The 24,998-nt window shown below is 54.2% G+C and carries 26 protein-coding genes; 13 read left to right on the top strand and 13 right to left on the bottom strand.

Annotated features, from left to right (window positions below):
- Nucleotides 1–2 precede the first annotated feature (2 nt).
- Nucleotides 3–1,691, top strand: coding sequence for a RagB/SusD family nutrient uptake outer membrane protein (locus ACO2Q8_RS17240; RefSeq protein ID WP_423346086.1), 1,689 nt, complete (start codon nt 3–5; stop codon nt 1,689–1,691).
- 87 nt (nt 1,692–1,778) lie between these two features.
- On the opposite strand, the gene trxA is transcribed toward ACO2Q8_RS17240, so the two are convergent.
- The 6 genes from trxA to ACO2Q8_RS17210 all read right to left on the bottom strand — a co-directional run bounded on the left by trxA (nt 1,779) and on the right by ACO2Q8_RS17210 (nt 6,021).
- Entirely contained in the window at nt 1,779–2,075 is a 297-nt protein-coding gene (gene trxA, locus ACO2Q8_RS17235; RefSeq protein ID WP_423346085.1) for a thioredoxin, read from the bottom strand.
- 6 nt (nt 2,076–2,081) lie between these two features.
- Entirely contained in the window at nt 2,082–2,318 is a 237-nt protein-coding gene (locus ACO2Q8_RS17230; RefSeq protein ID WP_423346084.1) for a hypothetical protein, read from the bottom strand.
- 28 nt (nt 2,319–2,346) lie between these two features.
- The gene (locus ACO2Q8_RS17225) at nt 2,347–2,664 is read right to left on the bottom strand and encodes a rhodanese-like domain-containing protein (RefSeq protein WP_423346083.1); all 318 of its coding nucleotides are present in this window, start codon (nt 2,662–2,664) and stop codon (nt 2,347–2,349) included.
- Nucleotides 2,665–2,760: 96 nt separating this feature from the next.
- A complete protein-coding gene (locus ACO2Q8_RS17220) occupies nt 2,761–4,182 on the bottom strand; it encodes an MBL fold metallo-hydrolase (RefSeq protein WP_423346082.1) in 1,422 nt (473 codons plus the stop codon).
- A gap of 136 nt (nt 4,183–4,318) precedes the next feature.
- Nucleotides 4,319–4,900: a hypothetical protein gene (locus tag ACO2Q8_RS17215; protein WP_423346081.1), complete on the bottom strand. Its 582-nt coding sequence runs from the start codon at nt 4,898–4,900 to the stop codon at nt 4,319–4,321.
- Between the two features lie 65 nt (nt 4,901–4,965).
- Nucleotides 4,966–6,021 carry an Atu2307/SP_0267 family LLM class monooxygenase gene (locus ACO2Q8_RS17210; protein ID WP_423346080.1) on the bottom strand — a complete coding sequence of 352 codons (1,056 nt, stop codon included), beginning with the start codon at nt 6,019–6,021 and terminating at the stop codon, nt 4,966–4,968.
- Between the two features lie 163 nt (nt 6,022–6,184).
- Here ACO2Q8_RS17210 and ACO2Q8_RS17205 point away from each other — a divergent pair, with 163 nt between their 5' ends.
- Entirely contained in the window at nt 6,185–6,748 is a 564-nt protein-coding gene (locus tag ACO2Q8_RS17205) for a Crp/Fnr family transcriptional regulator (RefSeq protein WP_423346079.1), read from the top strand.
- 85 nt (nt 6,749–6,833) lie between these two features.
- The gene (locus ACO2Q8_RS17200; protein ID WP_423346078.1) at nt 6,834–7,421 is read left to right on the top strand and encodes a hypothetical protein; all 588 of its coding nucleotides are present in this window, start codon (nt 6,834–6,836) and stop codon (nt 7,419–7,421) included.
- 56 nt (nt 7,422–7,477) lie between these two features.
- On the opposite strand, the gene ACO2Q8_RS17195 is transcribed toward ACO2Q8_RS17200, so the two are convergent.
- A complete protein-coding gene (locus ACO2Q8_RS17195; RefSeq protein ID WP_423346077.1) occupies nt 7,478–7,993 on the bottom strand; it encodes a PPC domain-containing DNA-binding protein in 516 nt (171 codons plus the stop codon).
- A 138-nt stretch (nt 7,994–8,131) separates the two neighbouring features.
- The gene (locus ACO2Q8_RS17190; RefSeq protein WP_423346076.1) at nt 8,132–9,073 is read right to left on the bottom strand and encodes an NADP-dependent oxidoreductase; all 942 of its coding nucleotides are present in this window, start codon (nt 9,071–9,073) and stop codon (nt 8,132–8,134) included.
- Between the two features lie 90 nt (nt 9,074–9,163).
- On the opposite strand from ACO2Q8_RS17190, the gene ACO2Q8_RS17185 reads away from it, so the two are divergent.
- Nucleotides 9,164–10,006, top strand: a complete 843-nt coding sequence (locus tag ACO2Q8_RS17185; protein WP_423346075.1) for a helix-turn-helix domain-containing protein — start codon at nt 9,164–9,166, stop codon at nt 10,004–10,006.
- A gap of 7 nt (nt 10,007–10,013) precedes the next feature.
- Here ACO2Q8_RS17185 and ACO2Q8_RS17180 read toward each other — a convergent pair whose 3' ends face one another.
- Complete coding sequence (locus ACO2Q8_RS17180) at nt 10,014–11,021, bottom strand: alpha/beta fold hydrolase (RefSeq protein WP_423346074.1); 1,008 nt, start codon at nt 11,019–11,021, stop codon at nt 10,014–10,016.
- Nucleotides 11,022–11,150: 129 nt separating this feature from the next.
- A complete protein-coding gene (locus ACO2Q8_RS17175; protein ID WP_423346073.1) occupies nt 11,151–11,390 on the bottom strand; it encodes a hypothetical protein in 240 nt (79 codons plus the stop codon).
- Nucleotides 11,391–11,656: 266 nt separating this feature from the next.
- Here ACO2Q8_RS17175 and ACO2Q8_RS17170 point away from each other — a divergent pair, with 266 nt between their 5' ends.
- Both ACO2Q8_RS17170 and ACO2Q8_RS17165 read left to right on the top strand, forming a co-directional pair.
- A complete protein-coding gene (locus ACO2Q8_RS17170; RefSeq protein ID WP_423346072.1) occupies nt 11,657–12,055 on the top strand; it encodes a DUF2809 domain-containing protein in 399 nt (132 codons plus the stop codon).
- 112 nt (nt 12,056–12,167) lie between these two features.
- Nucleotides 12,168–14,111: a GDSL-type esterase/lipase family protein gene (locus ACO2Q8_RS17165; protein WP_423346071.1), complete on the top strand. Its 1,944-nt coding sequence runs from the start codon at nt 12,168–12,170 to the stop codon at nt 14,109–14,111.
- Between the two features lie 32 nt (nt 14,112–14,143).
- On the opposite strand, the gene ACO2Q8_RS17160 is transcribed toward ACO2Q8_RS17165, so the two are convergent.
- Nucleotides 14,144–14,677 (bottom strand): hypothetical protein, encoded by a 534-nt coding sequence (locus ACO2Q8_RS17160; RefSeq protein WP_423346070.1) that lies wholly within the window; start codon nt 14,675–14,677, stop codon nt 14,144–14,146.
- Nucleotides 14,678–14,865: 188 nt separating this feature from the next.
- Here ACO2Q8_RS17160 and ACO2Q8_RS17155 point away from each other — a divergent pair, with 188 nt between their 5' ends.
- The 3 genes from ACO2Q8_RS17155 to ACO2Q8_RS17145 all read left to right on the top strand — a co-directional run bounded on the left by ACO2Q8_RS17155 (nt 14,866) and on the right by ACO2Q8_RS17145 (nt 18,462).
- Nucleotides 14,866–16,203, top strand: a complete 1,338-nt coding sequence (locus tag ACO2Q8_RS17155; protein ID WP_423346069.1) for a Gfo/Idh/MocA family protein — start codon at nt 14,866–14,868, stop codon at nt 16,201–16,203.
- A gap of 139 nt (nt 16,204–16,342) precedes the next feature.
- A complete protein-coding gene (locus ACO2Q8_RS17150) occupies nt 16,343–17,500 on the top strand; it encodes a pyridoxal phosphate-dependent aminotransferase (RefSeq protein WP_423346068.1) in 1,158 nt (385 codons plus the stop codon).
- Nucleotides 17,501–17,604: 104 nt separating this feature from the next.
- Nucleotides 17,605–18,462, top strand: coding sequence for a prephenate dehydrogenase (locus ACO2Q8_RS17145; RefSeq protein ID WP_423346067.1), 858 nt, complete (start codon nt 17,605–17,607; stop codon nt 18,460–18,462).
- Between the two features lie 6 nt (nt 18,463–18,468).
- Here ACO2Q8_RS17145 and ACO2Q8_RS17140 read toward each other — a convergent pair whose 3' ends face one another.
- Nucleotides 18,469–19,725, bottom strand: coding sequence for a GTPase family protein (locus ACO2Q8_RS17140; protein ID WP_423346066.1), 1,257 nt, complete (start codon nt 19,723–19,725; stop codon nt 18,469–18,471).
- 181 nt (nt 19,726–19,906) lie between these two features.
- On the opposite strand from ACO2Q8_RS17140, the gene ACO2Q8_RS17135 reads away from it, so the two are divergent.
- A complete protein-coding gene (locus tag ACO2Q8_RS17135) occupies nt 19,907–20,680 on the top strand; it encodes a hypothetical protein (RefSeq protein ID WP_423346065.1) in 774 nt (257 codons plus the stop codon).
- 57 nt (nt 20,681–20,737) lie between these two features.
- Here ACO2Q8_RS17135 and ACO2Q8_RS17130 read toward each other — a convergent pair whose 3' ends face one another.
- Nucleotides 20,738–21,298, bottom strand: coding sequence for an RNA polymerase sigma factor (locus tag ACO2Q8_RS17130; protein ID WP_423346064.1), 561 nt, complete (start codon nt 21,296–21,298; stop codon nt 20,738–20,740).
- Nucleotides 21,299–21,517: 219 nt separating this feature from the next.
- On the opposite strand from ACO2Q8_RS17130, the gene ACO2Q8_RS17125 reads away from it, so the two are divergent.
- From ACO2Q8_RS17125 to ACO2Q8_RS17115, 3 genes are all read left to right on the top strand, one after another.
- Nucleotides 21,518–22,387, top strand: coding sequence for a helix-turn-helix domain-containing protein (locus ACO2Q8_RS17125; protein WP_423346063.1), 870 nt, complete (start codon nt 21,518–21,520; stop codon nt 22,385–22,387).
- Nucleotides 22,388–22,523: 136 nt separating this feature from the next.
- Nucleotides 22,524–23,837 carry a TolC family protein gene (locus ACO2Q8_RS17120; RefSeq protein ID WP_423346062.1) on the top strand — a complete coding sequence of 438 codons (1,314 nt, stop codon included), beginning with the start codon at nt 22,524–22,526 and terminating at the stop codon, nt 23,835–23,837.
- Nucleotides 23,827–24,987 carry an efflux RND transporter periplasmic adaptor subunit gene (locus ACO2Q8_RS17115; protein ID WP_423346061.1) on the top strand — a complete coding sequence of 387 codons (1,161 nt, stop codon included), beginning with the start codon at nt 23,827–23,829 and terminating at the stop codon, nt 24,985–24,987. Before ACO2Q8_RS17120 ends, ACO2Q8_RS17115 begins: the two co-directional genes overlap by 11 nt.
- Nucleotides 24,988–24,998 lie beyond the last annotated feature (11 nt).

The raw sequence follows: 24,998 nt of genomic DNA, 5'->3' as shown, positions 1-24,998 counted from the left end.
TCATGAAAAAGAAACTCTATATTTTGTTAATGCTGGCCGGGGTGTATGTGCTGAACGGGTGCACGAACCTGGCCGAAAACGTGCTGGACGAAGCCTCGGCATCGGGCCTGTCCGACCGTCAGGCGGCCGACGGGATTATTGCACCGGTGTACGCCCGGCTGCCGGACATCTTCCTGCATACCAATTACTTTGCCCTTCAGGAGATTTCGACGGACGAGGCCATTCTGCCGTATCGGGGCGGTACCGACTGGGGCGATAACGGGATTTACCTGGCGATGCACCAACACACAACAACCAGTACCGACCCGAACCTGCGGAACACCTGGAACCTGATTTTGCAAAGCGTTTCGCGGGCCATCACGGCGACCAACACGCTGCCGACCCTGAACGATCCGGTCACGAAAACCTACCTGGCCGAAGCCCGGGGCATGCGGGCGTACTACGGTTTGCTGACGCTGGATTTGTTCGGTTTGGTGTTCGTGAAAGATGATCTGGGCGAAAACTCCACCATTCTGCGGGGCGAACAGGCCGTTGAATACCTCAAGAGTGAATTTCTGGCGGTTGAACCCAACCTGGAAACGGGCGTTGGACCGGGCCGATTGACAAAAGGAGCGGTTTGGGGGCTGCTGGCCCGTTTGCATCTGAACGCGGCCGTTTACCGCGACCGCTATGCGGCTCAGTTCACCTTCAAAGCCGAGGATATGGACAAAGTTGTGGAGTATTGCGACAAGATCATTAATTCGGGCCAGTACCAGCTTTCGCGGGATTACTTCTCGATCTTCAATTCCGACAATCACTCGAACAAGGAGCTGATTTTCGCCGTAGATCAACGGGCCGAACTGAATGGACACAACCGGATGGCCTACTTCTCACTGTCGGGCGATCAGTTTCCGATTCCGGCGTATCCGAACGCCAACGGCACCGACGGCCCGGCCATTACGCCCGATTACTACCGGACCTGGGTGAACGCCTACGCACCGAAAGATCCGGCCACGGTTGACCCCCGGTTTTACAAACAGAACCTGTCGATCTACTCCAACCCGGCGGATTCCTGCGTGGCCGAAGCCGATTTCAATATCAACCGGGGCATCCTGCGTGGGCAGCAATATGGTTTGATTCGCCGGAACGGAGTTTTCCTGAAATGTCCGGATGGCAAATACAAGGTTGCCAAACTCTTCCACGACACCCGAAACCGGCCGACGCTGGCGGTTGATTTCACGGAGCAGATCGACTTTACCGTAGCCGGGAGCAATTACAACACCGGCTACCGGGTCGAAAAATATGAGTTTAGCAAAAAGTCGGTCAGTGGCCGGAACTTCGGCGAAGCGGACATTGTGATTCTGCGGCTGGCCGATGTGTACCACATGCGGGCGGAAGCAAAATTGCGCAAGAGCAACGATGCCGCCGGTGCGCTGGCCGATGTCAATCTCGTGCGGGCGTCGCGGACGGCCACCACTCCGCCCCCGGCGCTGACGTCCATGAGCCTCGATCTGCTGTTCCGCGAACGCGGGTTTGAATTCTACTGGGAGATGCTGCGCCGGACGGATATGATCCGGTTTGGCAAGTACGAAGACAAGTGGACGGAAAAAACCAACAGCGACCGGCAGAAGCGGATTTTTCCGATTCCGCAGACGGCCATCGACGGAGCTTCGAACCTGCCCGGTTACCTGAAGCAGAACGACGGGTATTAACGGCAGAGTTGATGTGAAATAAAGTAAAACCGGCTGCTTTCGGGCGGCCGGTTTTCTTGTTTTATTCGATCTGCTTTTCCGGGAAGTTCAGGAATGTTGCCGGATGATCAGTTCCAGCTCGCGAGCCTGCACAACACCCGATTGCCGCCAGTGAATTTTCCCGTTTTTGAACAGAATCAACGTCGGAACGCCCCGAATCTGGTAGCGCTGGGCTGCAGCCGGACTCCGGTCGACATCCACTTTGAGAATGGAAACCGTATCGCCCAGGCTACTCTTCACCTGTTCCAGAATCGGCTTCATCATTTTGCAAGGCCCACACCATTCGGCGAAGAAATCAACCAGCACGGGTTTATCGGAATTAATAATTTCTGAAAAACTAGCCATTGTAAATCAAGGTTTTATCGCTTCATGATCAACCGGTTCAGGGCGGTTTTTGTTGCCGGTTTTCGGCAGACTGCAAGCCCGTGTTCCGCAGCCGGTATTGGTCAGCGCCTGAACCACAAAGAAAGCCGCCAGCAGCCCCAGCGGCCAGTTGGGTGTTCGGACAGTTTCAAACACCAGGTACAGGCCGATGCCCAGGCGAAGCCAGCGCATCCAGTGCCAATTTGTTAACAGCAGCTTTGTCATGATACCCAAAAGACAAATAACGGCGGATTTAGGTTCTGGTTCCGATTTTTTCCTGTAAGCCATTCCACGAACCGCCGTTGTGGACTTCCATTCCGGCGGATTGCAGAATTCCTTTGGCCAGGCCACTTCGGGCTCCGCTGCGGCAACAAGTAATGATAGGCAGGCCTTTGCTTTTCAATTCATTGACCTTGGCGGGAAGCCGATCCAGCGGCATATTGATGCTGTTGGGAATGTGTCCGCCCGCGAATTCCTGCGGAGACCGAACATCGATAATCAGTGCCCCCTGAGCCACCAGGCTCTTGAAATCGGTTGTTTTGCCCCCAAACAGGGAAGAAAAAATGCTCATTGATTCGTAATGTTTTGGTGCTGAGAGTTGAATCAGGACAAAAGATGCTGGATGAACTGGATACTGGATCTAGTATCAAGCATCCAGTATCCAGTTCTACAACATTGTACTCGGACAAACATAAGCACTGACCGGCAACTGACCTGCTTCCTTGATGGCCTTAAAACCGCCCTTAACGTCGATCAGGTTTCGATAGCCACGGGCGCGCAGAATCGAAATAAAAATCATCGAGCGGTAGCCCCCGGCGCAATGCACGAAGTACGTTTTGCTGCGATCCAGTTCGGCCAGGTGGTCGTTGAGGTAATCGAGCGGAATATTCTCAGAACCGATGAGGTGTTCCGACCCGTGTTCACTGGCTTTGCGCACATCCAAAACAACCGCTGAGGGATCATGGCTGAGCCTGCTGGCAAGTTCTTGAGCGGGAATGGATTCGATTGTATCGATCGGTTTTCCGGCTTGCTGCCAGGCGGTGAAACCGCCCTTCAGGTAACCGATGGTGTGGTCGTAGCCCACTCGGGCCAGTCGCGTCACCACTTCGTCTTCCCGTCCCTCGTCGGTGATCAACAGAATCGCCTGCCGACTGTCCGGAATAAGCGTACCAACCCAGGGCGCAAAACTGCCGTCGATGCCAATATTGACCGAATTCGGAACAAAGCCTCTGGCAAAAGACTGGGCATCGCGCGTATCGAGCACCAGGGCATCGGTTTCGTTGGCGGCCGCTTCAAAAGCACCGGGTTCGAGGGCATGTCGGCCGCGTTCCAAAACCGTATCGATGCTGTCGTAACCCCGGATGTTCATCCGGACGTTTTCGGGGAAATACGCCGGGGGCGGTGTCAGTCCGTCGAGGACTTCTTTGACAAACGCGTCCTCGGTCAGACCGGGCCGCAGGGCGTAGTTGAATTTTTTCTGATTGCCCAGGGTGTCGGTGGTTTCCCGGCTCATGTTCTTCCCGCAGGCACTTCCGGAACCGTGGGCCGGGTAAACGATGATGTCATCGGCCAGCGGCATGATTTTGGTCCGCAGCGAGTCATACAACAGTCGAGCCAGCTTATCCTGCGTCAGATCGGGTACGACTTTCTGTGCCAAATCCGGGCGACCCACATCCCCGATGAACAGGGTGTCGCCGGTGAAAAGCCCAACGTCTTCACCCACTTCATTTTTGAGCAGAAAGCAGGTACTTTCCAGCGTGTGTCCGGGCGTGTGCAAAACCGTAAGGCTGATGTCGCCGACGTGCAACACCTCACCATCCTGAGCAATGTGGGCCTGAAAACCGGGCTGGGCCGTCGGGCCGTAGACAATCGTTGCGCCGGTTTTTTCAGCCAGATCGAGGTGTCCGGATACAAAATCGGCGTGAAAATGCGTCTCCAGCACATACTTGATGCGGGCGCCGTCTTTCGCAGCCCGCTTGAGGTACGGTTCGACCTCGCGGAGCGGATCAATCACTACCGCTTCTCCGTTGCTTTCAATGTAGTAAGCTCCTTGTGCCAGGCAGCCGGTATAAATTTGTTCGAGTTGCATACGATTGACGAGTTGATGGTAAAACCAGGTGGTATTCTACGCCAAAGGTCGTATGCAGCAAACCGGTTGTCAGTGATTTTTATCACGTTTACCGTTTTTTATACCGAATGTTCCGTATGATTAAAGGTGCAGAGCGTTACATGTGTGGAGATTCAGGCAGTTTAGGTTTGGTGGTAGTTGAATCAATCAGACTGACATTGCCCCGCAAGTCGATGAAAAAGCAATGGACATTCAGGTGGTACGTTTCCTTCTGGCCATCGGGCTTGAGCCGGGTGTACTCCTGCTCGTGAATTTCTTTCGAAAGCGCCAGCGCGAATGCACTATGAGCCTCGAACTCCTGATCGTAACTTTCGAATTTTCCTGCCTGCAAAAACTCTTTATAGGCACCGCAGTCCTGGTGCTCAATGATGTAGACATCCCGGATGTCGTGGAGGTTGATGGCAATCGCCAGGTGCTCGTCGAGGCTTCTTTTCCAATGCGTAAAAGCATTGTAATCTCTAAGCACCGGAGGCTTGAAAAGATGCCTGTGCTCGTTGGCCGCATGCGTACACAGAGAGGTTCCTGCCAGCGCGAAATGATCGTAGCGGTTATGCAGGTTATCGAAATGCAGAAAATGCAGGAGATTGTCGGTCAACCGCAGGTCAATGCAACTGATGACGAGAACCGTCTTGCCGGGCAGCTTATAGTCCCCGATTTCCGGATAGCTAAGGTACGACACAGGAGGAAGGGTAAAGAGTTTGGAAGAGACGAATTTAGGTAAAATTCGTCTCTTCCGCATACCGCTTACGAAACGGCAGCTTCCTTGGCCGTTTTCAGTGCCTTTCGCACTTCGGGTGCCACCTTGGTGCCGAACAACTCGATGGAACGCAGGATCTTTTTGTGCGGCAGTTGCGCTCCGCCGATCACCTGCGCCAGATACCGGGTGTTGTTAAACAACTCGTGGAATTTCAGAATCTTATCGACGATTTGCGCCGGACTGCCCACCATCAGCGGACCGTACTGGCGCATGTATTCGAACTGATCGCGTCCCAGGGGCGACCAGCCCCGTTCGCGTCCGATCCGGTTCATCATCACTTCGTAGGGCGGAAACAGTTCATTGGACGCCTGTTGCGAATCGTCGGCGAGGTAAAAATGGGAGTTGATGCCCAGCGGGAGTTTGGCCACATCATGCCCCGCTTTTTGCGCCGATTGCCGGAAGAGATTGACGAATGGTACAAACCGGTCGGGAGAACCGCCCAGCAGGGCGACTGTCATCGGCAGGTTCATCGTACCGGCCCGAACGGCCGACGCCGGGGTGCCGCCGACCGCCAGCCAGATGGGGAGTTTTTCCTGGTAAGCGCGGGGGTAAACGCCCAGGTGGTCGATGGCGGGCCGGAACTTACCCGTCCAGTCGACGATCTCGTTCTCGTTAATCGCGATCAGCAACTCCAGCTTTTCGGTGAACAACTCGTCGTAATCCCTCAGATTATACCCGAACAACGGGAACGACTCGATGAACGAACCGCGCCCGGCCATGATTTCGGCCCGGCCGCTGGAAATCAGATCGAGCGACGCAAAGTTCTGGTACACCCGTACCGGGTCGGCCGAACTCAGGACGGTGACGGAACTGGAAAGCCGGATACGGTTGGTTTGGGCAGCCGCTGCCGCCAGAATCACTTCGGGGGCCGATACCATGAAATCGGGGCGGTGGTGTTCGCCCAAAGCGTACACGTCGAGCCCGACCTCGTCGGCCAGTTTGATTTCTTCCAGCAGTTCCTGCATGCGCTGGTGGGCGTTGAGGGCTTTCCCTGCTACGCCGTCGGGTTGTACTTCGCCAAAGCTACTGATGCCTAATTCCATGCTATTCTCGTTTTGAAGACGCTGTTGCGGTGTTGTAAGGTGCCGGGGCACACTGCCAGAACAGATTTCTCCGCATAAAAGTTGAGCCTGGTTGCGGCTGGCCTGGACGGTTTCCGGATAAATCCGTAGATTCGTCAGCGGTTCTTAAACGATGCGGGTATTGATGGAGAAAGTACGGCAAATCATGGGTGAACTGGGGCTTTCTGACACGGATTGCGCGGCTGTTTGCGCCCGATTCAAACGACGCGAATACGCTAAAAACGATTTTCTGGTTCGGCCGGAGCAACTCGTTACCAGCCTGTTTTTCATCGAAAAAGGGAGCGTAATTCTGGGAAATTGCCTGAACGACCGGTCGGTCACGCGGCATCTGGCGAAAGAAAACGAGTTTATTACCATTCTGTCGGGTTTTGTGAACCAGACCGCCACGGCGGAGTTTCTGAAAGCAACGGAGCCAACCCAGGTCTACGCACTTTCAAAACCGGATTTCGACGCGGTTCTGGTGCGTTTTCCGATCCTTGAACAATTTTATCACCGCTTCATTTTTGAGACCCTGGAGAAGTGCCAGCAACGCATCCGGGACCTAATCAGCCTGGACGCAAGGGCTTATTACGAGGAAATCCTGCGAACCAATCCGGATTATTTTCAGAAAATGCCCCAATACGATTTAGCCTCCTATATGGGCATCGAGCCGCAAAGTCTGAGTCGCCTGCGAAAAGCGAAACGGTAAACACGAACGGATTCATTTCTTAACAAATGTGATTGGGAAAACCCGGAGGGGTGGTTTGTTTTGCCGAGTTTAAAACAACACCCTCATGGTTACGAAAAAATCCATTTTATTCACGGCTTTCCTGCTGCTTCTGAATTTTTGGGCCGACGCGCAGGAGGCTGCGCGGCCCAAACCGTCCCTGGCCCTGGAAGCCCGCATCAGTACGTATCTGCAGGGCGGCTATGATCTGGCCGTTTTTTACCATCCCCCAAATACACGGTTCAGTGTGGGCATGCTTGTTGCCGGACATGCTATCAACGGGTTCGCGAAAGAATTGATCTTTACAAGTAGTCAGTATGAGGACCTTGATATGCGTTTATCTTGGATTGTCAGCCTACAAACCCGCTACCATTGGGCGCGGCACAAAGAGGGGTTTTTTGGGGAGGTTGGTGTGGGCGCGGAGGAATTCCGGGTCGCATTCGGTTCGGAAACGTTTAGCCACGTCAACGGGTTTCTCGCACCCGCCGTGGGGTATACCTGGCATCCGTGGCAGCGGGACGGCTTGTACCTGATGCCCAAAGTGGCCAGCGTGTTGACGGTTTTCCGGGCCGATGAACAGCCCATCGGCGAAACCAGCTACCGGCTGCGGCCATTCTTTTTGTCGCCCAGCCTGACCGTCGGATGGAAGTTTTAACCCCGAAGGGGGCGTCCGTCAGCGGGGTCTATTACCGGTTTTGGGCGCGGAATTTATTAGTTAGAACCCAAATTCAGCACGTTGGCACCCAGGGGCTGCTCCATCATCCGTTGCAACGGTTTGTCGTGAACCGTAATTAGAATCTCGACCGAACCAGTCCCGACCGTAGCGGCCAGCATGTGTCCGCCGTAAGCCTGAAAGCGTTTGTCCGTTACCACCCCGTGTACATGCAGCGACGGTTTCTGATCCTGCCAGGCAATGGAACCCTGCATGCTGGACAGTTCGACATCCTGAAACTCTTTGGGATCGTACTGCTTCGTCTTCTGATTGAAGTACCCAAATTTGGCGTTGACAAAGCCCATGCCGGTAAAATTGGCCGACGGTATTTTTTCCGATTTCGCAAACGATTCCAGCTGCGCAAACACATCATCGCCCTGCCGCAACACCATCAGGTAGCCGACCGGAACTTTGGTGTAGCGTGCGGAGGCAGGCCTGGGGCCGTTTTGGGCCAACCCCTTGCCCGCCAAAAAGGCCAGCAGGAAGAAGAAGAAAATTTGCTGAAAACGTTTCATGCCGTTGGAATTGAACGGATCACGGATTCGGAGCCGGTCGAAATCTGTGATCCGGTTTGGGAGTTTAGATGACTGTCATCCAATTTGAACCCGCCATGGGGCGAAAAGTTTGAACGGTTTTTAATTCAGGGGCTTGCTTCAAAGCGTTACAATTACTTTCCCGGCGGTTTTCCCGGTTTCAACCTGCAAGTGGGCGTCGGCCATCTGCTCGAACGGGAAGGTTTTGAAAATCCGGGGTACGAGCACCCCTTTGTCCAGCAAATCGGCGAGTGCTTTCATGTCGTCGCCGTTGGATTGCACCATAAACGGATAGCCATTGACGCCTTTCGCTGCAGCTTTCTCGGTCACCTGATCGTTTTTACCGCTGGGAATGCTGATGATGATTCCGCCCGGTTTGATGACTGGCAGGGAGAGGTCGATGTTTTCGCCACCCAGCGAATCCAGTACCAGATCAACGTCAGAAACCGCTTCGGGCAAAGACTGGGCTTTGTAATCAAGGTGTTCGTCGGCCCCCAATTCCAGCACAAATTCCCGGTTTTGGGCCGAAGCTGTTCCGATCACGTAATGCCCCCAATAATGAGCCAACTGCACGGCAAAGTGACCCACCCCGCCCGCAGCGGCATGAATCAGCACTTTTTGGCCGGAAATCAGCTCCAAATGCGGTTTCAGGGCTTGCCAGGCCGTCAGGGCGGCCAGCGTGGTGGCTGCGACTGCTTCGTGCGAGATATGGGCCGGTTTCAGGGTCAGGTGCGAAGCCGGAGCGGCCACGTACTCGGCGTAGGCCTGGCCGTGGCCGGGAAAATTGACCATGCCGAAGACCTCGTCACCGGGTTTAAATGCGGTTACCGCGAGACCGACTTCCGTTACAATGCCGGAAACATCCCAGCCTAAAATAATCGGTTGAACGTCTTTCAGCCGACCGGCTACCCCTTTGCCCGACCGGGTTTTTACATCCACCGGATTGAGACTGATGGCTTTCACCCGAATCAATACCTCATGGTCCTGAATGGCTGGCGTGGGAAGCTCGGTGTATGTGAGTTGGTCGACACCGCCAAAACCGTTTAAAATAATGGCTTTCATATTCGTAATTTGTTTTTAATGACGCAAAGTTATACCGGTAATTAGGTAGTTTGTTGGTATAAGTTTTCGTTCTTTTGGTAGATTTGCATCATGACGAAAGAAAGCCTGCACGAACCGTTCGAGATTGTCTGTAAAACACTGGATGAATGCCCGAAGCTGGAACACCGGCATTCGTTTTTTGAACTGGTGTACATTCTGTCCGGCACGGGTCGGCAGTGTATCAACAAAAATCAGTTCAATTACCAGGCCGGGCACCTGTTTCTGCTGACGCCCGACGACTGCCACGCTTTCGAGATCAAAACCACCACAAAGTTCTTCTTTTTGCGGTTCAACGACATTTACATCCAGTCGAATGCGTTGCAAACCGACAACATTCAGCGGCTGGAATACATTTTGCAAAATGCCAATCACCAGCCCGGCTGCATTCTGAAACACCAGCCCGATAAAAGTCTGGTGCGGCCGGTTGTCGAAGCCATTATACGGGAATACGAGAACCGGGATTTATACAATCAGGAACTGATCCGGCAACTGGTCAATACGCTCATCGTGGTCGTAGCCCGAAACATTGCCCGGCAATTGCCCGAGCACGTCAGTGAGCATACAGATGAAAAAGCCCTGGCGATTCTGACCTACATTCAGAACCACATTTACGAACCGGAGAAAATCCGGGCCGAAAGCGTCAGCCAGCATTTTGGCATTTCCAAGACCTACCTGGGGCGGTATTTCAAGAAACATACCGCCGAAACCATGCAGCAATACGTGACCAACTACCGGCTCAAACTGATCGAAGCCCGCTTGCGGCACAGCGATCTACGCATGACCGAAATTGCCCGGGAACTCGGTTTTACGGACGAAAACCACCTGAACAAGTTTTTCCGGAAACAGAAGGGGAGCAGCCCCACGGCCTTTCGGAACGCGCTGCTGCGTCGATAAATCGAAATTACTTCTTCAGAAAACCGGTCAGTGCCTGATGAAATTGGTCGGGCGCTTCGATGTGCGGAATGTGGCCCACCTGCGGCAGTTCGACCAGCGTGGCTTTCGGAATCAGTTTGGCGGTTCGTTTACCCAGTTCGGGATATTGCCCCACTTTCTCCAGATTCTCTTTGCCCACCAGTGCCTTGCCGACCACCGTCCGGTCGGCCTGACCGATGACCAGCAACGTCGGCATTTTCAGGTATGGAAATTCGTAGCAAACCGGCTGTTCGTAAATCATCTGAAAGGTGAGGGCCGCCGTCATGGCAAAGCGCGGGTAATCGCTGCTGTAGAGCATCCCGGCTTGCGGGCGTACCCATTCTTCGTATTCCGGTTTCCACTGGACGTAATAACTCTTCTGGTAATTCCGCAGACTCGTTTCGGAATTGTTTAATTCACTGCGGTAAATGGCTTCAATCGGACGGTAAGGCACGTAAGGGCGGTAATCTTCCAGCCCGATCGGGTTTTCGAGCACGAGTTTGGAAACCGTCTGTGGATAAAGCAGCGCAAAGCGCGTTGCCACCATGCCGCCCATCGAGTGTCCCACCACGACGGTTTGCCGGATGTCGAGGCTGTCGAGCAGCGCTTTGGTGATGGACGCCAGCAGATGGAAACTGTAATCGACGATGGGTTTACTCGATCGACCAAAACCGATCTGGTCGGGCACGATGACCCGGAAGCCCTGCTGGGTCAGGGTGGCAATGGTATTTTTCCAGTAATAACCACCGAAGTTCTTTCCGTGCAGCAGCATGACCGTCTGTCCATTCACTGTTCCGGTCGGCTTTACATCCATAAACGCCATCCGGACGTTCTGACCTTCGATGCGGGCCGGAAAAAGCATCGTCGGGTACGGATAGGCGTAGTTTTCCAGCGTAATCGACAACGGTTGGGTAACGGTAGACGACTGTCCCCAACCCCAAACCGGTAAGAAGACCCAAAGCACCGGAAGGAATTTCCGGTAGAGCAAGCATTTCATAACGTTAACCAGCTAGTTCTGCTTAGTTAACGGGCAAAACCGGTAAAAAGATTAGACATTGTGGGATTTCGTCGCTAAACCGGATGCCGAATCGGAAACCGTAGGTTTAGAAAACCGCTCAATCGGGGGCTAATCCTGTTCGCCGAGGGACAACAGGAAAAGGGCACCGCCAGCGATTAAAACCGTCAGCCAGAGGGTCAGACAAATCCAGTAGGCCGCAGTGGGCTGGTCGGATGCGAAGAGGTAAAAAACCGCGCCGATGACGCCAAAACCGAAGAAAAGGGCCAAAAATGACGTCAGGAAAGAGTGCCAGGAAAAGGGCCTGAGCTGCTCGAAAGAGCTGAGGACGAGATTCTTACCAAGTGTCATGGTTCTTGTTGTTTACAAGGAATGTGTATTTAATCGTCGCAGCGGCTCCGGTTTTCGTCCGGGTTCAGCGACGATACAAAACTAAGCAGCCGGACAGCCGCTGGCCGGGACTTCCAGGCTGGCCGGATAAAAACGGCGGGCTGCAACCTCAAAACGGCGCGTCGGCGGATAACTGAGCAAACGGTCGGAGAGTGCCTGACGCCTGGGGAGTCGATGGGAATTTTTGTAGTTTACGGGCCAATTTCCATTCCCATACTCGTCTTTCAATGCCCAAATCAGCTTTAGCCAGAAACCGGATTGTATACGGAGGGCTTACGCTCGCTGTCCTGCTGACGGGCTTTGTATCCCGGCGGTTTTTCGGCGACTATTTCTTTATCCGGCTGTACGTTGGCGATGCGCTGTGGGCCTTGATGGTGTTTCTGGGGATTGGCTTCCTCTTTCGCCAATGGTCAACGCGGGCCGTTGCCGCAGCCGCTTTGGGTTTCTCGGTCGCCATCGAACTCAGCCAGTTGTACCAGGCTCCCTGGATGACAAACCTGCGGGCGACAGCCCTGGGCGGTTTAATTCTGGGCTTTACATTCGTGTGGAGCGATTTGCTCTGTTACTGTGTGGGCGTTGGAGTGGGCGTCCTTCTGGACAGGTACTTCAGACGGGAATCTGATTAAAATCCGTTTTTATTCGTTCAATCCGTTCAATCGGTGTTCCTATCAAAACCCGCATACCAGAGTAGATACGACCGGTTTTTAACTTCCCATACTCGTAGACCCGTACCCTTCCATGCGCTTCCTAATCCTCTGCCTTTTCGGTTTTTTGACCCTTTACAGCACCAAACTTCTGGCGCAAACCGACGAAAAAATCAGCCAGTGGCATAGTTTCGAACGAGTCGATTTTACCCTAAACGGCATCCCGGCCCGCTACATCAAACCCCGCAAACCGCTGCCCGGCAATCCCTGGGTCTGGCGGGCGCATTTCCCCGACTGGCACATCGAGATGGACAGCATTCTGCTCGAACGCGGTTTTCATGTTGCCTACATCAACACCAACGATCAGTACGGAGCACCGAAAGCCATGCTGGCCTGGGATGCGTTTTACCACCATCTGGTTTCCGAAAAAGGCTTTGCGCCAAAGGTCGCGCTGGAGGGGGTGAGTCGGGGCGGTTTGTACGTTTACGGCTGGGCCAAACGGAATCCGGCGAAAGTCAGTTGCCTGTATGCCGAAGCGCCGGTTTGTGATTTCAAAAGCTGGCCCGGCAGCAAAGGCAAAAGCAAAGGCGACGCCAAAGCCTGGCAGCAACTGCTAGAGGTGTACGGTTTTACGGAGCAGCAGGCGCTCGATTATGCCGATCAGCCAATGGATAAGCTGGAGGGCATGGCGGCTTACAAGATCCCGGTTTTGCACGTCATCAGCCTGAACGACAAGCTGGTGCCCAATGACGAAAATACGTTCAAACTCGTTGAACGCTACCAGAAGCTGGGCGGGCCGACGATGGTATATGCCATGTCGCGGGGAATGCAAACGCTGGAAGGCCACCACTTCCCGATTGAGCACCCCGACTGGTGGGCCGATTTTATTCAGCAACATTCGTATCCGGTGCAGAAACTGGTGGAACAAAAACCGTATGTGCACATCCGGGCTGGTCTGCCGAATGTGTACCGGGCCATGACGGAGCAGAAAAAAGCCACGGTGGCCTTTCTGGGCGGTTCCATCACGCACAATCCGGGCTGGCGCGACAAGGTGAGCCGGTATTTGCAGGAGCGGTTTCCGCAAACCGAGTTTACGTTCATCACGGCCGGGATTCCGTCGCTGGGGAGTTTGCCGCACGCGTTCCGGGTCGAGCAGGATGTGCTGAGTCAGGGTAAACCCGATCTGCTGTTTCTGGAAGCCGCCGTCAACGACCGGACGAATGAAACCGATAGCCTGACGCAACTCCGGGCGCTGGAAGGCATTGTCCGGCATGTCCGCAAGGCTAATCCGGCCGTCGATATTGTGCTCATGGAATTTGCCGATCCGGATAAGTTTGGCGACTTCCGACTGAACCGAAAACCGGTCGAACTGACGAATCACGAGCGGGTGGCTGCCCACTACCAACTCCCATCCATCGACCTGGCGCGGGAGGTCTACGACCGGATACAGGCCCGTGAGTTCTCGTGGGAATACGATTTCAAGGATCTGCACCCGTCGCCGTTCGGGCAGGAACTGTATTTCCAGACAATCAAATACCTGCTGAATACCAGTTTCCAAACCACAGCGGCTTCGGCGGAGAAAACCGCCAAACCGTCGGCTCCGCTGAACCGGAGCAATTTTGAGCGCGGGCGGTATGTACCGATTCAGGAAGCCAAACTGGGCGCGGGCTGGACGCTGGTGGAAAACTGGAAACCGGCGGATGGCGTCGACACCCGACCCGGTTTTGTCGACCGGCCGATGCTGGAAGCCACCACGCCGGGGGCTGAACTAACGCTACCGTTTACCGGAACCGCCGTGGGCATCGCCCTCGTCTCCGGTCCGGATGCGGGCGAAATCGAATACCGCATCGACAACGGGCCGTACCGGAAAATAGACCTGCAAACCCCTTGGAGCCAGCAGTTGCACCTGCCCTGGTACAGGCTCTTGGCCGCTGACCTGCCGGACAAAAAGCATACGCTACACCTGAGGATGGCCGCTACCAAAAATCTGAAAAGCAAAGGGAACGCCTGCCGGATTGTCTATTTTCTGGCGAATTAAGAAGTGGTTACCGGCGTTGAACCCCGACGGTTTTACCACGAAGTTGGCAGAAACGTACTAACGTTGGAATCATTCACGTTGAAGCGCACCACCAGATTCGGTTTGCCGTTGCTACCGGTTTTTACTTCATAGTAATATGTTTCGGTTTCCAGTTCCGAGCGGTCCATTTTCCGGTTGATGTTTTTGCTGGGAACACAGGAGTAGAAGCCTCGGTAGTGGCCCTCCACCGGGGTGGTCGTAAACGATCCCTCGGTTTCGTTGAAGTCGACGCTGCCTTTTTCGAAGCTGAATGCCTCGGTTTTGCAGCCGGAGTAATCGCGGGTGTTGGCCACGAAATACTTTTCGTAAGTGCCGTCTTTTTTAAAGTCGAACATGACGGCCAGTTCGAACGGTTTTCCCTGGTAGGAGCCATCGTACGACCAGAATTCGCTCATGGAAAAGGAGCCATACATCCATTTCCCGGCCGTTTCGGCGGGTACGTGTCCGCCCGGAATAACAGATTCGCTGTCTTTTTTGCAGCCGCTGAGCAATGCGACAGCCAGCAGCGTCAGGATAAACGTTTTCATTGATTGGTGAAATGGTGTGTTACTGTTTTCGGGGGTAAAGTTGCTATCGCGCCTTATTTCCGCCAGTAGGAAGCCGGTTGAAACGGAAAAAGCGCCGGGTGAAGCGGTTGGAAACGTTCCGTATGCGGGTAGTAAATTTGAGCCTTTGGTGGCTTTTATTCAAAAGGAGTAATCATACTAAACCCTTCATGGAAAAAGAACCTTTCAGCGCCTTGTCACGGCGTCAATTCATCGGCCAGGCGTCGGCGGCCCTGTCGGCTTTTCTGATTGTACCCCGGTTTGTGCTGGGCGGCAAACGGCCCGATGGCTCCCGTTACCTGGCTCCGAGCGACATCATCAATCTGGGCTTTATCGGAACCGGCAAACAAAGCCGGGGGCTGGCCCGCAACTTTCTAGCCACGGGCGAAGCCCGGATTCTCGGGGCTGCCGAAGTCTACAAAGCCAAACGCGATCTGTTTATCGAAACCGCCAAAACGTATTACACCAGCGAAGAAGGCAAGGCAAAAGTGAAAGGGACGCACCCCGAGATTCAATCGTATACCGATTTTCGGCAACTCCTCGATCGGAAGGACATCGACGCCGTTGTGATTGCGTCGCCCGACCACTGGCATGCCGTCATGGCCGTCAAAGCCGCCGAAGCCGGGAAAGATATTTACTGCGAAAAACCGCTGGCGTTGACCATCCGGGAAGGCCGGGCGATGGTCGACGCGACGCGCAAACACAAGCGCGTGTTCCAGACGGGCAGCATGCAACGCTCGTGGCCGGAGTTTCGGCAAACCGCCGAACTGATTCGAAACGGCTACCTGGGTGACATCAAAAGCATCAAAGTCAACGTCGGTCCCCCGCCGAAACGGTATGATTTGCCGGCCGAACCGATTCCGGAAGGACTCGACTGGAATCTATGGCTCGGACCGAACGAGCCCGTTGCCTTCAACTCCGAACTGGCCCCGCCCTTGTCGAAAGACGTATTTCCCAACTGGCGGAACTACAAGGAGTTTGGCGGTGGCATGGTGACCGACTGGGGTGCCCACATGTTCGACATTGTGCAGTGGTCGCTGGATATGGACGACAGCGGCCCCGTCGAGGTGATTCCGCCCGACGGCAAGGACCACCAATTCCTGACCTATCGCTACAAAAACGGTATCACCATGACCCACCAGCCCTGGGAGTGGAACAATGCCATTCAGTTTGTCGGCTCGGAAGGCACGTTGAATGTGCAGCGTAAAAAGCTGGAAACGACGCCGGTTGGCCTGAAAGACCGGGTGATTGGGCCGAACGAGAAGCACGTGTACCACAGTGAAAACCACTACAAGGATTTTCTGGATGCGATGCGGAAACGCAGCAAACCGATCTGCGACGTGGAAATCGGTCACCGGACGGCGACGGTCTGCACCATCGGCAACATTGCCTACGAGCTAAAACGCCCGCTCACCTGGAACCCGAAAAAGGAGCGATTCAAAAAAGACAAAGAAGCTAATTCTCTGCTGGCCCGTTCGCTGAAAGACGAGTGGCGCATCAAGTTATGAAGGCGGATAAAACCGCAGATGGGGTGTTTTATCGACCTTGGCGTTTTTACTTGATTCAGCCTGAAAGGCAAACCTGCCAGGCCCAGTTCCGGAAAAATAGCGTACTTTTGCGGCTCGGATCATTTTAATTTCAGTTGCAGTGATAATTCCCGTAGCTCACCGGGCCGGTCAAACGCAGGAGTACTACTTTTCGGTTAAGCTGGCCGAGGTGCGAAAACTGCTGGCCGCCGGTCACGATGTGATTAACATCGGCATCGGTAATCCCGATATGATGCCGTCTGATAATACAATTCAGGCTTTAACGTCTTCCGCTCATCAGGCCAATGCCCACGGCTACCAGTCGTACAAGGGAACGCCCGGTTTGCGAAACGCCATTGCCGGTTTTTACGCGCATACCTACCAGGTTCCGCTTGATCCTGAAACTGAGGTTTTGCCGCTTTTGGGCTCCAAAGAAGGCATTACGCACATTTCGCTGACGTTTTTAAACGAGGGCGACGAAGTACTGGTACCCGAATTGGGCTATCCGGCCTACCGCGCCGTCAGCAAGATGGTTGGGGCGACGGTGAACGAATATCCCTTGCTGGAAAACCGGGGCTGGCAACCCGACTGGAAGGCAATGGGAGGATCGGTGTCGGATAAAACGAAAATTATCTGGCTGAACTATCCGCACATGCCGACGGGCGCCCCCGCGACCCGCGCGCTGTTCGAGCAGGCTGTTCGGTTTGCGAACGACCACCGGATTTTGCTCTGTCACGACAATCCCTACAGCCTGATTTTGAATAAAAAACCGCCCATCAGCCTGTTGTCCATCGACGGTGCCCGGGAGGTGGCGATTGAACTCAACTCGATGAGCAAGTCGCACAACATGGCGGGCTGGCGGGTTGGCTGGATGGCGTCGGCCAAACCATACATCGATGCGGTTTTGTCGATCAAAAGCAACGTCGATTCGGGTATGTTCAAACCGGTGATGGACGCAGCCGCCGAAGCGCTGACCAACCCCGATCGCTGGCACCAGACCCGCAATGCGGTTTATGAAGGACGACTGGAAGCGGCTACGGCTTTCCTGGATGCCCTCGACTGCACGTACGAAGACGATCAGGAAGGCATGTTCCTCTGGGCCAAATTGCCGGACTCGGTCGGGTCGGCGGAGGAACTGGTAGATGACCTGCTCTACAACAAGCACATTTTTATCGCACCCGGTTTTATCTTCGGCCCTAAAGGCAACCGCTACATCCGCGTTTCGCTCTGCATGCCGAAAGAACGCATCTGGGATGCCGTCCACCGAATCTCAAAATAACCCCTGATCACCTCTGATGTTCCCTGATTAACCCTGTGTAACAGCTTTTAAAGTTATTACACAGGGTTGATCAGAGAACATCAGAGGTGATCAGAGAAAAAAATATGACTATTACGATTGTTGGCGTTGGGTTGCTGGGTGGGTCATTTGCCCTGGCGGTTCGGGAAAAATACCCGAAGGCGACTTTTTTGGGGGTCGATGCGTCGTCCGTCCACGGCCAACTGGCCCTGGCGAAAGGCCTAGTCGACGACATGAAACCGCTAGCCGAGGCCGTGGCCGTCAGTACGCTGGTGGTGCTGGCGACGCCGGTCAATACGATTCTGGACTTGCTGCCGAAAATTCTGGATCAATTGCCGGAGGGCGCTACGGTCACGGATTTGGGTTCGACCAAACAACTGATCTGCCAACTGGCTGACCAGCACCCGAAGCGGGCGCAGTTTGTGGCGGTTCACCCAATGGCGGGAACGGAAAATTCGGGACCGGGGGCGGCTTTTCGGGAGTTGTTGCCCGGAAAAAACCTGATCATCTGCGACCGGGAAAAAAGTGCACCGGATAGCCTGAAACTGGTCGAAGCGCTGTTCAGCGACATCGGAATGAAGCTGTTTTACATGAATCCGCAGGAACACGACCTGCATCTAGCCTACGTTTCGCACCTGAGCCACATCAGCGCCTTTGCCCTGGGCCTGACGGTGCTGGAAAAAGAAAAAGATGAACAGGCCATTTTTGACATGGCGAGCACCGGTTTTAGCTCGACGGTCCGGCTGGCGAAAAGTTCTCCGCAGATGTGGGCACCGATTTTCGACCAGAACCGCTTGAACGTTTCCCAGGCCCTGGCCGATTACATTGAGTTTTTGCAGCAATTCAAAGGTCTGATCGACGGACAGAATGTGAAAGATTCGTTCGAGTTCATGACCAAAGCCAACCAGATTCGGCGGGTGCTGGAAGGCATCGACCGGAAGTAATTGGATTTAGGGGTTTCCTGACGACTTACGCCGTTCGCCCTCAAAAATGCGCTTGGCCTGTTCCAAACTGACGTTCTGAATAAAGTAGGCCGTGGCGGCTTTGCCGATCCCAAGCGTGGCCGAGGTGGCAATACCGGCCGAAATCACGCTGCCACCGCCCGGAAACAGAAATTTGATCGACGCCCGGGCCACTTCGCGCAGCACCAAACCGGCGCTGATCGTGGCTCCGATCGCCGTCAGAAACTCGCGGGCGGTTTCCTGGCTCAGTTGCCGCCCGGCCACATAGGCAATGGCGCTGATCAGGGCAATCTGCAATCCCGTAATCGGGACAATATCACCGAACGGAATCGGAACGGCGGCAATACCGCCACAAATCGCGGCCACGATCTGCGTTAACCGGCTGGCAATGGTTTCCTGCATGCTCCGGACCTGGCTCAACCGGGCAAAAGCCAGCTTGCCTTCCTTGGGCAATTCGTTGAACAGGTAATCGAGTAGCGTGTCGATCCGCCAGCGTTCGTCGGAGCGGAGCCGATCGTTTTTCCAGGATTGGTAGGACGAGACGCCCAGAACCGTAATCAGCGATTCCTTCAGGTACGGATCGGCTTCGAACTTGGTCCTAAGGTGGTTTTCGATTGCGGCCACCCGGTCCAACTTCTCTTTCAGGTCTTCCGGATCCTCGTTCTCGGGCTGGTGCAACCGAACGTTTTTGGGTTCAAGCGTATCGCAATGGGTCGCCACGACCAGGATGGGCGGCCGATAGGTATGCACTTTCTCGACGGTCTGGCTGATAATTTTCAGGGCTTCCAGGTCCGGGTCGATCCCGGCATCGGCTTCGGTGGCTTTGATCAGAAACAGGATGATGTCCGGCGCTTTGGCTTTCAGGGCCGTTAGAATCGACTCGACGGGGGAGTGGGCTGCGTCGGCTTCGTCGGGCCGCGAGCCTTCCTGCAAACCGCGCGTATCCAGAATCTCGATGGCACCGAGTTCGCCCGAATACGGCCACCAGGTAGCCTCGCCGGTTTGCGCCTTTTCGTGCCCCACTTCGGCGACTTTCTGCCCAAAAATGGCGTTGATCAGCGACGATTTGCCACTGCCCCGCCGACCGACCAGCGCAAACCGGGGAGCGCGGGTATCGACCAGCAGTTGACGGAACTCGCGCAGTTGCTGGCGAACTTCCTTGCCGACGGTTTCCGGGACGCGTTCGAGCAGGGATTCCAGTTTTTGCAGCACCTCGCTGATCTGGGATTGCAGGGGTTGATTCATCGGTTTGAAAAATCAGGTTTCGGTATCAAGTATAGCAGAATAAGAGACGTATTGTTTTCAGAAATTACATCATCGGTCGAACGGAGCGAATGGGTTGTCTTTTTTAAGGGTCATTGAAAAGGATTTCCAACGGTTTGGCCCGGAACGGGGTCCATCGATTTAAAATCAAACCCCTGCCTGTATGAAAAACCGACTACTTCTTTTGCTACTGGCTCTGTTCTGGTTCGGATGTCAGCCGGAAGCGTCCGAATTTGGCGTTGAACCCGGTAGCAACACCTACAACGACGATGCCTCGCCCGCCCGAAAAGTGTTTTGCTACTCAGGCGATTGCGAAAAGCCCATGACCATTGAACAATACACGTACAACAAAGACAGAAAGCTATCCCGGATTGAGTACCTGAACCGGGTGTCGGGCGATAAGCTGGAAGTGCTGTCGTATGAGGAGCTGATTTACAACAAACACGGCAATCGGGTCGGTAAAATTCGGTATGGCAAATACGCTAACGAAACAACCTGGACGGTGTACAATGAGTCGGAATACGACTACGAAAACGGCGTTCTGAAGAGGGAGCGGAATTATTTCAATCAGCGTAATCCCGAGCAGCGCGTGCTGACAGGTTCGGTGGAATACGAATTTAAAGACGGGAAAAAAGTAGGACAGAGATGGCTGGATGCCAACGGCCAGCTCAGTTACCGGGTTGAATATGAGTACAAAGGCAATGTCTTAACCCGCGAGACCTGGTATTCGAATGCCGGAAAAGTAAACCGGTATTTCGCCCATTCTTTTGCCGGAAACCGGCGGCAAATCAGTGAACACATGCCAAACCATGCCGAACTCCTGGCGTTGATCGAGAAAACGTACGACAAACAAGGGCGGCTGACTACCGAGGAAACCAAGGTGAATAATCCGCTGCTTTGCGCGATGGTACCGGGTTTGGTTCGGTACGAGTATTAAAAAAATGCCCCGGATTTCGCTGACGTATAGGAAAGCCGGGGCATTTTTCCTCAAGGCTTAGGCGGCATGCAGCGTCCGGAGCGTTTTCAGGCTGCGCCAGAGCACATTGTAAAGTGATTGCGAGGAAATCTTCATGATCGTCCGAATCTCCTGGTGCGATTTGGCTTCAAAATAATGTAAGCGCAGGGCTTCCTGCTGCCGGGGACTTAGTTGCCCCATAATCTGATCGACATACGCGGTCCGGAGCCGGGCTTCTTCACCGTTCAGGTAATCTTCTTCCGACGATGGCGCACACAGGGCGTCTTCCTCCGGACCTTCCAGCACAGTTTGTTTCTTTGCCAGACGCCGAACGATCAGGTTCCGCAGCGAATTGGCCAGATAGTATCCCGCCGGGGCCGTAGCGTTCAGCGACTGCCGGGATTGCCAGACCGTCAGAAACAAGTCATGAATAGCGTCTTCGATCAATTCAGAATCCCCGGTCAGGCGCTGAGCATAGCGCTTCAGCGCGGGTTGAAAGCGAAGGTATAGGTGACCAAAAGCCTGTTGATTTCCGGACAGCGTCTGTTGCCAGAGGGCATTGTCGGTGGGAGACGCCTGTAATGAAAAGTTACGTTTCATAAATAATCGGGAAGGGATAGGCTGAATCGAAAACCGCCTTTACATTGGCAGAATCGGAACTCCAAGCACCATTCGGCCGCCACTGAGTCCTGATTCAATCCAATTGTTTAGCAAAAAGAGTCAAAAAAATGGGGCCTTTGTACGACCAGATTGCCCATTTTTTCCTATATTTTGGCAATTTTGCGCTTATCGTGGAAAAAATAACGGTAATATGTAGGCATGAAACCACAACTTCTGAACGTCCTTCGACAGCCTGAGTATTCGTTCAGCGTTCGGCGGGATGTCGTTCTTTATTTCTATAACCGCTGGCACTATCATCCTGATGTTGAGCTGGTTTACATTGAACAAGGCAGTGGGACGCAGTTCATCGGCGATCAGATTCAGCCGTTTTCAGAGGGGGACGTGCTGCTGATTGGCTCCAATTTGCCACATTACTGGCGGTGTCACAATGCCTACTTCGAGCCGGGCAGTACGCTGCGGGCCATTGCAACGGTAGCTCACTTTAACGAAGACTGTCTGGGAACGTCTTTCCTGCAATTACCGGAAAGCCGGGAGATTCGTAACCTGCTGAAAACCGCCCGGTTGGGCATGCGCCTACACGGAAAACTGCGGACGGTGGTGGCGCAGCGACTCCGCCAGATGCTGAATGCCAGCGGGATGGAGCGGATTATTTTGTTGCTCGACACGCTCAACCTGATTGCTAATTCCACTGAAAGTTCCTTTCTAAGTTCCGCTAATCCGTTTCGGACCGTTGATGAAGCCGATACCGACCGCATCAACCGGATATTACAATTTTCACTGGAGAATTACCACCGACCCATTACTCTCCAGGAAATTGCCGAGGTGGCGGCTATGAGCCCACATTCGTTTTGCCGCTATTTTAAAGCCCACAACCGCAAGACATTCAGTCAGTTCCTCACCGAGTTGCGGGTTGGGAAAGCCTGCAGCCTGTTGTTGGAAAGCAATCTGAGTGTGGCGCAGATTTGCTTTGAAAGCGGTTTCAATTCATTTTCCAATTTCAATAAGTATTTCAAATCAGTCATGGGCCTGAGTCCGCTGAAGTACCAGCAGCAGTATATGTCGAAGTAAGGCAGGCGAGTAAAGAACATTGGCATGTTCAGGTACCGATTCAGTCGGTTTGGGGTGTGTTTTTTCCGGTTGGCGCAGGTTGAAAAGGAGCTGACAGAAACGTTTTCTTGCTTTGTAGCGGAATTTCGATTCTTGTATGAAAAAGCTCTTTATCGCTTTCCTGGTAATGGTCAGTCCCGGCTTGTGGGCGCAAACTGTGGTTCGGACCGTACAGGAAGCCATTCAACGGGCCCGGCAACGAAATCCGGACCTGACAATTGCCCGCCAAAATCGGCTGACGCAGGAACAGCAACGGGCCGCTTCGCGGGCGGCTTTACTGCCAACGGCCCGGGCTTACACCAACCTGGATTACAACTACGCGCTGCCCACCCAGTTGATTCCGGCGGAGTTTCTGGGCGGTCCACCCGGCGAATTCAGCTCCATCCAGTTTGGGGTGCCATTCAACCTGACAGCGGGTGTGGAGGTGTCGATGCCGTTGCTGAACCGTCCGAGCCGCCTGGATCTGGGCTTGACGAATCAGAACCTGCGGATCATCGACGACCAGAACCTGGCCTTGCAGGACGAAGTCTCGACGCAGGTGGCCCGCGTCTACCACGCGACATTGCTGACCCGCTCGGCCATCGACATTGCCCGACGGAATGCCGCCAACGCCGATACCATTGCCACCATCGCCCGGCAACGGCTGGATAAAGGCCAGATCGAACCGCTCGAATACAACCGCCTGCAATCCGTTCGGCTGACGGCCGAGGATGTGCTACGACAGAACGAACTGAGCTACGTGCGGAACCTGAACCAGATGAAACTACTGCTCGGTTTGACAGTTAGGGATTCGCTGGTGCTGGAGCAGAATTTTGCAGCAACACGTAACCCCACGGATTGGGCAGTTCCGGGTACCGAAGCCGAACGTCCACAGGTGACGGTTCGGCGGTCGCAACTGGAATTGTACCGGCTGCAACTGAATCGGGAAAATGCCCTGCGCTGGCCGACGCTTTCCGTTTATGCCCGGTATTCGGAGCAGGCGCAACGGCAACGGTTTGACTTTCTGGACTTTAATCAGAAGTGGTTTCCCATCGGCGTGGCGGGTTTGCAATTGAATATTCCGATTTATTCGGGCGGTTTGCGAACGGCTAACCTGAACCGGGCCCGGCTCCGGATTCAGCAGGCCGAAGCGGAAGTGGCGTACGAACAAATCAAGGCCGAAAATGATAATCAGGACATCCGGAATGCGTACAACCAGGCCCTTAACTCGCTGACATTCAATCGACAGAACTACGAGTTGAACGAGCAAAACACGCAAATTGCTCTGATTAAATACCGCGCGGGAATTTTTGCCTACGATCAGTATCTGAATGTGTTCAACGAGTCACTGAACGCGCAGAACCGCTACCTGAATACGTTGTCGACGCTATTTATTAACCAGACGATTTTGCAGCTTAGAAATGGACAATAATTTGAATAGCCCGGTTTCCGGCGGTTTTAGAGCTCCGGGCCGGCTTCGCAACCCATACGCCATTCTTGCGGTTTTGGCCGGTCTATCGCTGGTCGCGGCAGCCTGCAACCGGGGCGACGAAGGCACAAAACCGGTCTACAAAGACCTGACCGAAGCCGTGTATGCTTCGGGGAGTATTTATCCCCGGTACGAATACAAAGTACTGGCCAATGCCGACGGAACCTTGCAACAGAAACTAGTCAGCGAGGGCGATACCGTTCGCAAAAATCAGGTGTTGTTTGTGCTGGAAGGCATCACCCAGGGAGCACGCGAACAGGCGGCTGCCAATATTTACCGGCAATCCCAGGCCAATCTGAGTGACAACTCGCCGGTTTTGGCTGAACTCGAAGCCCAGGTTCGAACGGCCCGGACTAAACTGGCCAACGACTCGGTTAACTATGAGCGCTACCGGGATCTGTACCGGCAGAATGCTACCTCGAAAGCCGAACTGGAACGCGTTCAACTGGCTTATCAGACCTCCCGAAACGACTACGTAGCCCGGCGGGCGGCTTTGCAGCGGACCCGCAACCAGTTGTATGTCGATTTGCAGAACTCCAGGAGCCAGTATGTAGCGACCGGGCAGGAGCAGGGCAACACCCGCGTCCGGAGCTTTGTAGACGGGAAAGTGTACGAAATTTCGAAAGAACCGGGTGAAGTTGTGCGTCGGAATGACTTACTGGCTTTGGTCGGAAGCGGGCGCGACGTGTACGTGCAGTTGGCGGTCGACGAGAGCGATTTTGGCAAACTGCGGACCGGGCAGGAGGTGCTGGTCAAAGCCGATGTATACCCCAACAAGGTGTTTAAGGCACGTGTTCGGAAGATTTATCCAAAGCTGAACAAAGTCGATCAGTCGTTCCGGGTCGATGCGGATTTTGTGGGCGAGCAGCCCGATGCGTATTACGGTCTGACGGTCGAAGCCAACATCGTTATCAGCCAGAACAACCGGGTGCTGACCATTCCGAAGTCGCTGGTGGTGGGGAACGACAGCGTATGGGTGAGTGAGAATGGCGACCGGAAGAAAATCCGGATTGTGAAAGGCGCTGAAAACTTCGACCTGGTGGAGGTGAAAAGCGGGTTGAACGAGCAGTCGGTTGTTGTTAATCCGGAATAAAATAGTTGTTA

The organism is Larkinella sp. VNQ87 (assembly GCF_049445795.1).
Taxonomy (GTDB): Bacteria; Bacteroidota; Bacteroidia; order Cytophagales; family Spirosomataceae; genus Larkinella.
This window is presented reverse-complemented; position numbering and strand designations above follow the sequence as displayed.

Bases quoted from the DNA above. Each gene is read 5' to 3' on its own strand.
- trxA (WP_423346085.1), bottom strand. From the start codon at position 2,075: ATGGCTAGTTTTTCAGAAATTATTAATTCCGATAAACCCGTGCTGGTT.
- ACO2Q8_RS17165 (WP_423346071.1), top strand. From the start codon at position 12,168: ATGCGCTTCCTAATCCTCTGCCTTTTCGGTTTTTTGACCCTTTACAGC.
- ACO2Q8_RS17175 (WP_423346073.1), bottom strand. From the start codon at position 11,390: ATGACACTTGGTAAGAATCTCGTCCTCAGCTCTTTCGAGCAGCTCAGG.
- ACO2Q8_RS17195 (WP_423346077.1), bottom strand. From the start codon at position 7,993: ATGAAACGTTTTCAGCAAATTTTCTTCTTCTTCCTGCTGGCCTTTTTG.
- ACO2Q8_RS17155 (WP_423346069.1), top strand. From the start codon at position 14,866: ATGGAAAAAGAACCTTTCAGCGCCTTGTCACGGCGTCAATTCATCGGC.
- ACO2Q8_RS17160 (WP_423346070.1), bottom strand. From the start codon at position 14,677: ATGAAAACGTTTATCCTGACGCTGCTGGCTGTCGCATTGCTCAGCGGC.
- ACO2Q8_RS17225 (WP_423346083.1), bottom strand. From the start codon at position 2,664: ATGAGCATTTTTTCTTCCCTGTTTGGGGGCAAAACAACCGATTTCAAG.
- ACO2Q8_RS17120 (WP_423346062.1), top strand. From the start codon at position 22,524: ATGAAAAAGCTCTTTATCGCTTTCCTGGTAATGGTCAGTCCCGGCTTG.
- ACO2Q8_RS17230 (WP_423346084.1), bottom strand. From the start codon at position 2,318: ATGACAAAGCTGCTGTTAACAAATTGGCACTGGATGCGCTGGCTTCGC.
- ACO2Q8_RS17130 (WP_423346064.1), bottom strand. From the start codon at position 21,298: ATGAAACGTAACTTTTCATTACAGGCGTCTCCCACCGACAATGCCCTC.
- ACO2Q8_RS17145 (WP_423346067.1), top strand. From the start codon at position 17,605: ATGACTATTACGATTGTTGGCGTTGGGTTGCTGGGTGGGTCATTTGCC.
- ACO2Q8_RS17140 (WP_423346066.1), bottom strand. From the start codon at position 19,725: ATGAATCAACCCCTGCAATCCCAGATCAGCGAGGTGCTGCAAAAACTG.
- ACO2Q8_RS17220 (WP_423346082.1), bottom strand. From the start codon at position 4,182: ATGCAACTCGAACAAATTTATACCGGCTGCCTGGCACAAGGAGCTTAC.
- ACO2Q8_RS17190 (WP_423346076.1), bottom strand. From the start codon at position 9,073: ATGAAAGCCATTATTTTAAACGGTTTTGGCGGTGTCGACCAACTCACA.
- ACO2Q8_RS17125 (WP_423346063.1), top strand. From the start codon at position 21,518: ATGAAACCACAACTTCTGAACGTCCTTCGACAGCCTGAGTATTCGTTC.
- ACO2Q8_RS17115 (WP_423346061.1), top strand. From the start codon at position 23,827: ATGGACAATAATTTGAATAGCCCGGTTTCCGGCGGTTTTAGAGCTCCG.
- ACO2Q8_RS17180 (WP_423346074.1), bottom strand. From the start codon at position 11,021: ATGAAATGCTTGCTCTACCGGAAATTCCTTCCGGTGCTTTGGGTCTTC.
- ACO2Q8_RS17205 (WP_423346079.1), top strand. From the start codon at position 6,185: ATGGAGAAAGTACGGCAAATCATGGGTGAACTGGGGCTTTCTGACACG.
- ACO2Q8_RS17240 (WP_423346086.1), top strand. From the start codon at position 3: ATGAAAAAGAAACTCTATATTTTGTTAATGCTGGCCGGGGTGTATGTG.
- ACO2Q8_RS17210 (WP_423346080.1), bottom strand. From the start codon at position 6,021: ATGGAATTAGGCATCAGTAGCTTTGGCGAAGTACAACCCGACGGCGTA.
- ACO2Q8_RS17135 (WP_423346065.1), top strand. From the start codon at position 19,907: ATGAAAAACCGACTACTTCTTTTGCTACTGGCTCTGTTCTGGTTCGGA.
- ACO2Q8_RS17170 (WP_423346072.1), top strand. From the start codon at position 11,657: ATGCCCAAATCAGCTTTAGCCAGAAACCGGATTGTATACGGAGGGCTT.
- ACO2Q8_RS17185 (WP_423346075.1), top strand. From the start codon at position 9,164: ATGACGAAAGAAAGCCTGCACGAACCGTTCGAGATTGTCTGTAAAACA.
- ACO2Q8_RS17200 (WP_423346078.1), top strand. From the start codon at position 6,834: ATGGTTACGAAAAAATCCATTTTATTCACGGCTTTCCTGCTGCTTCTG.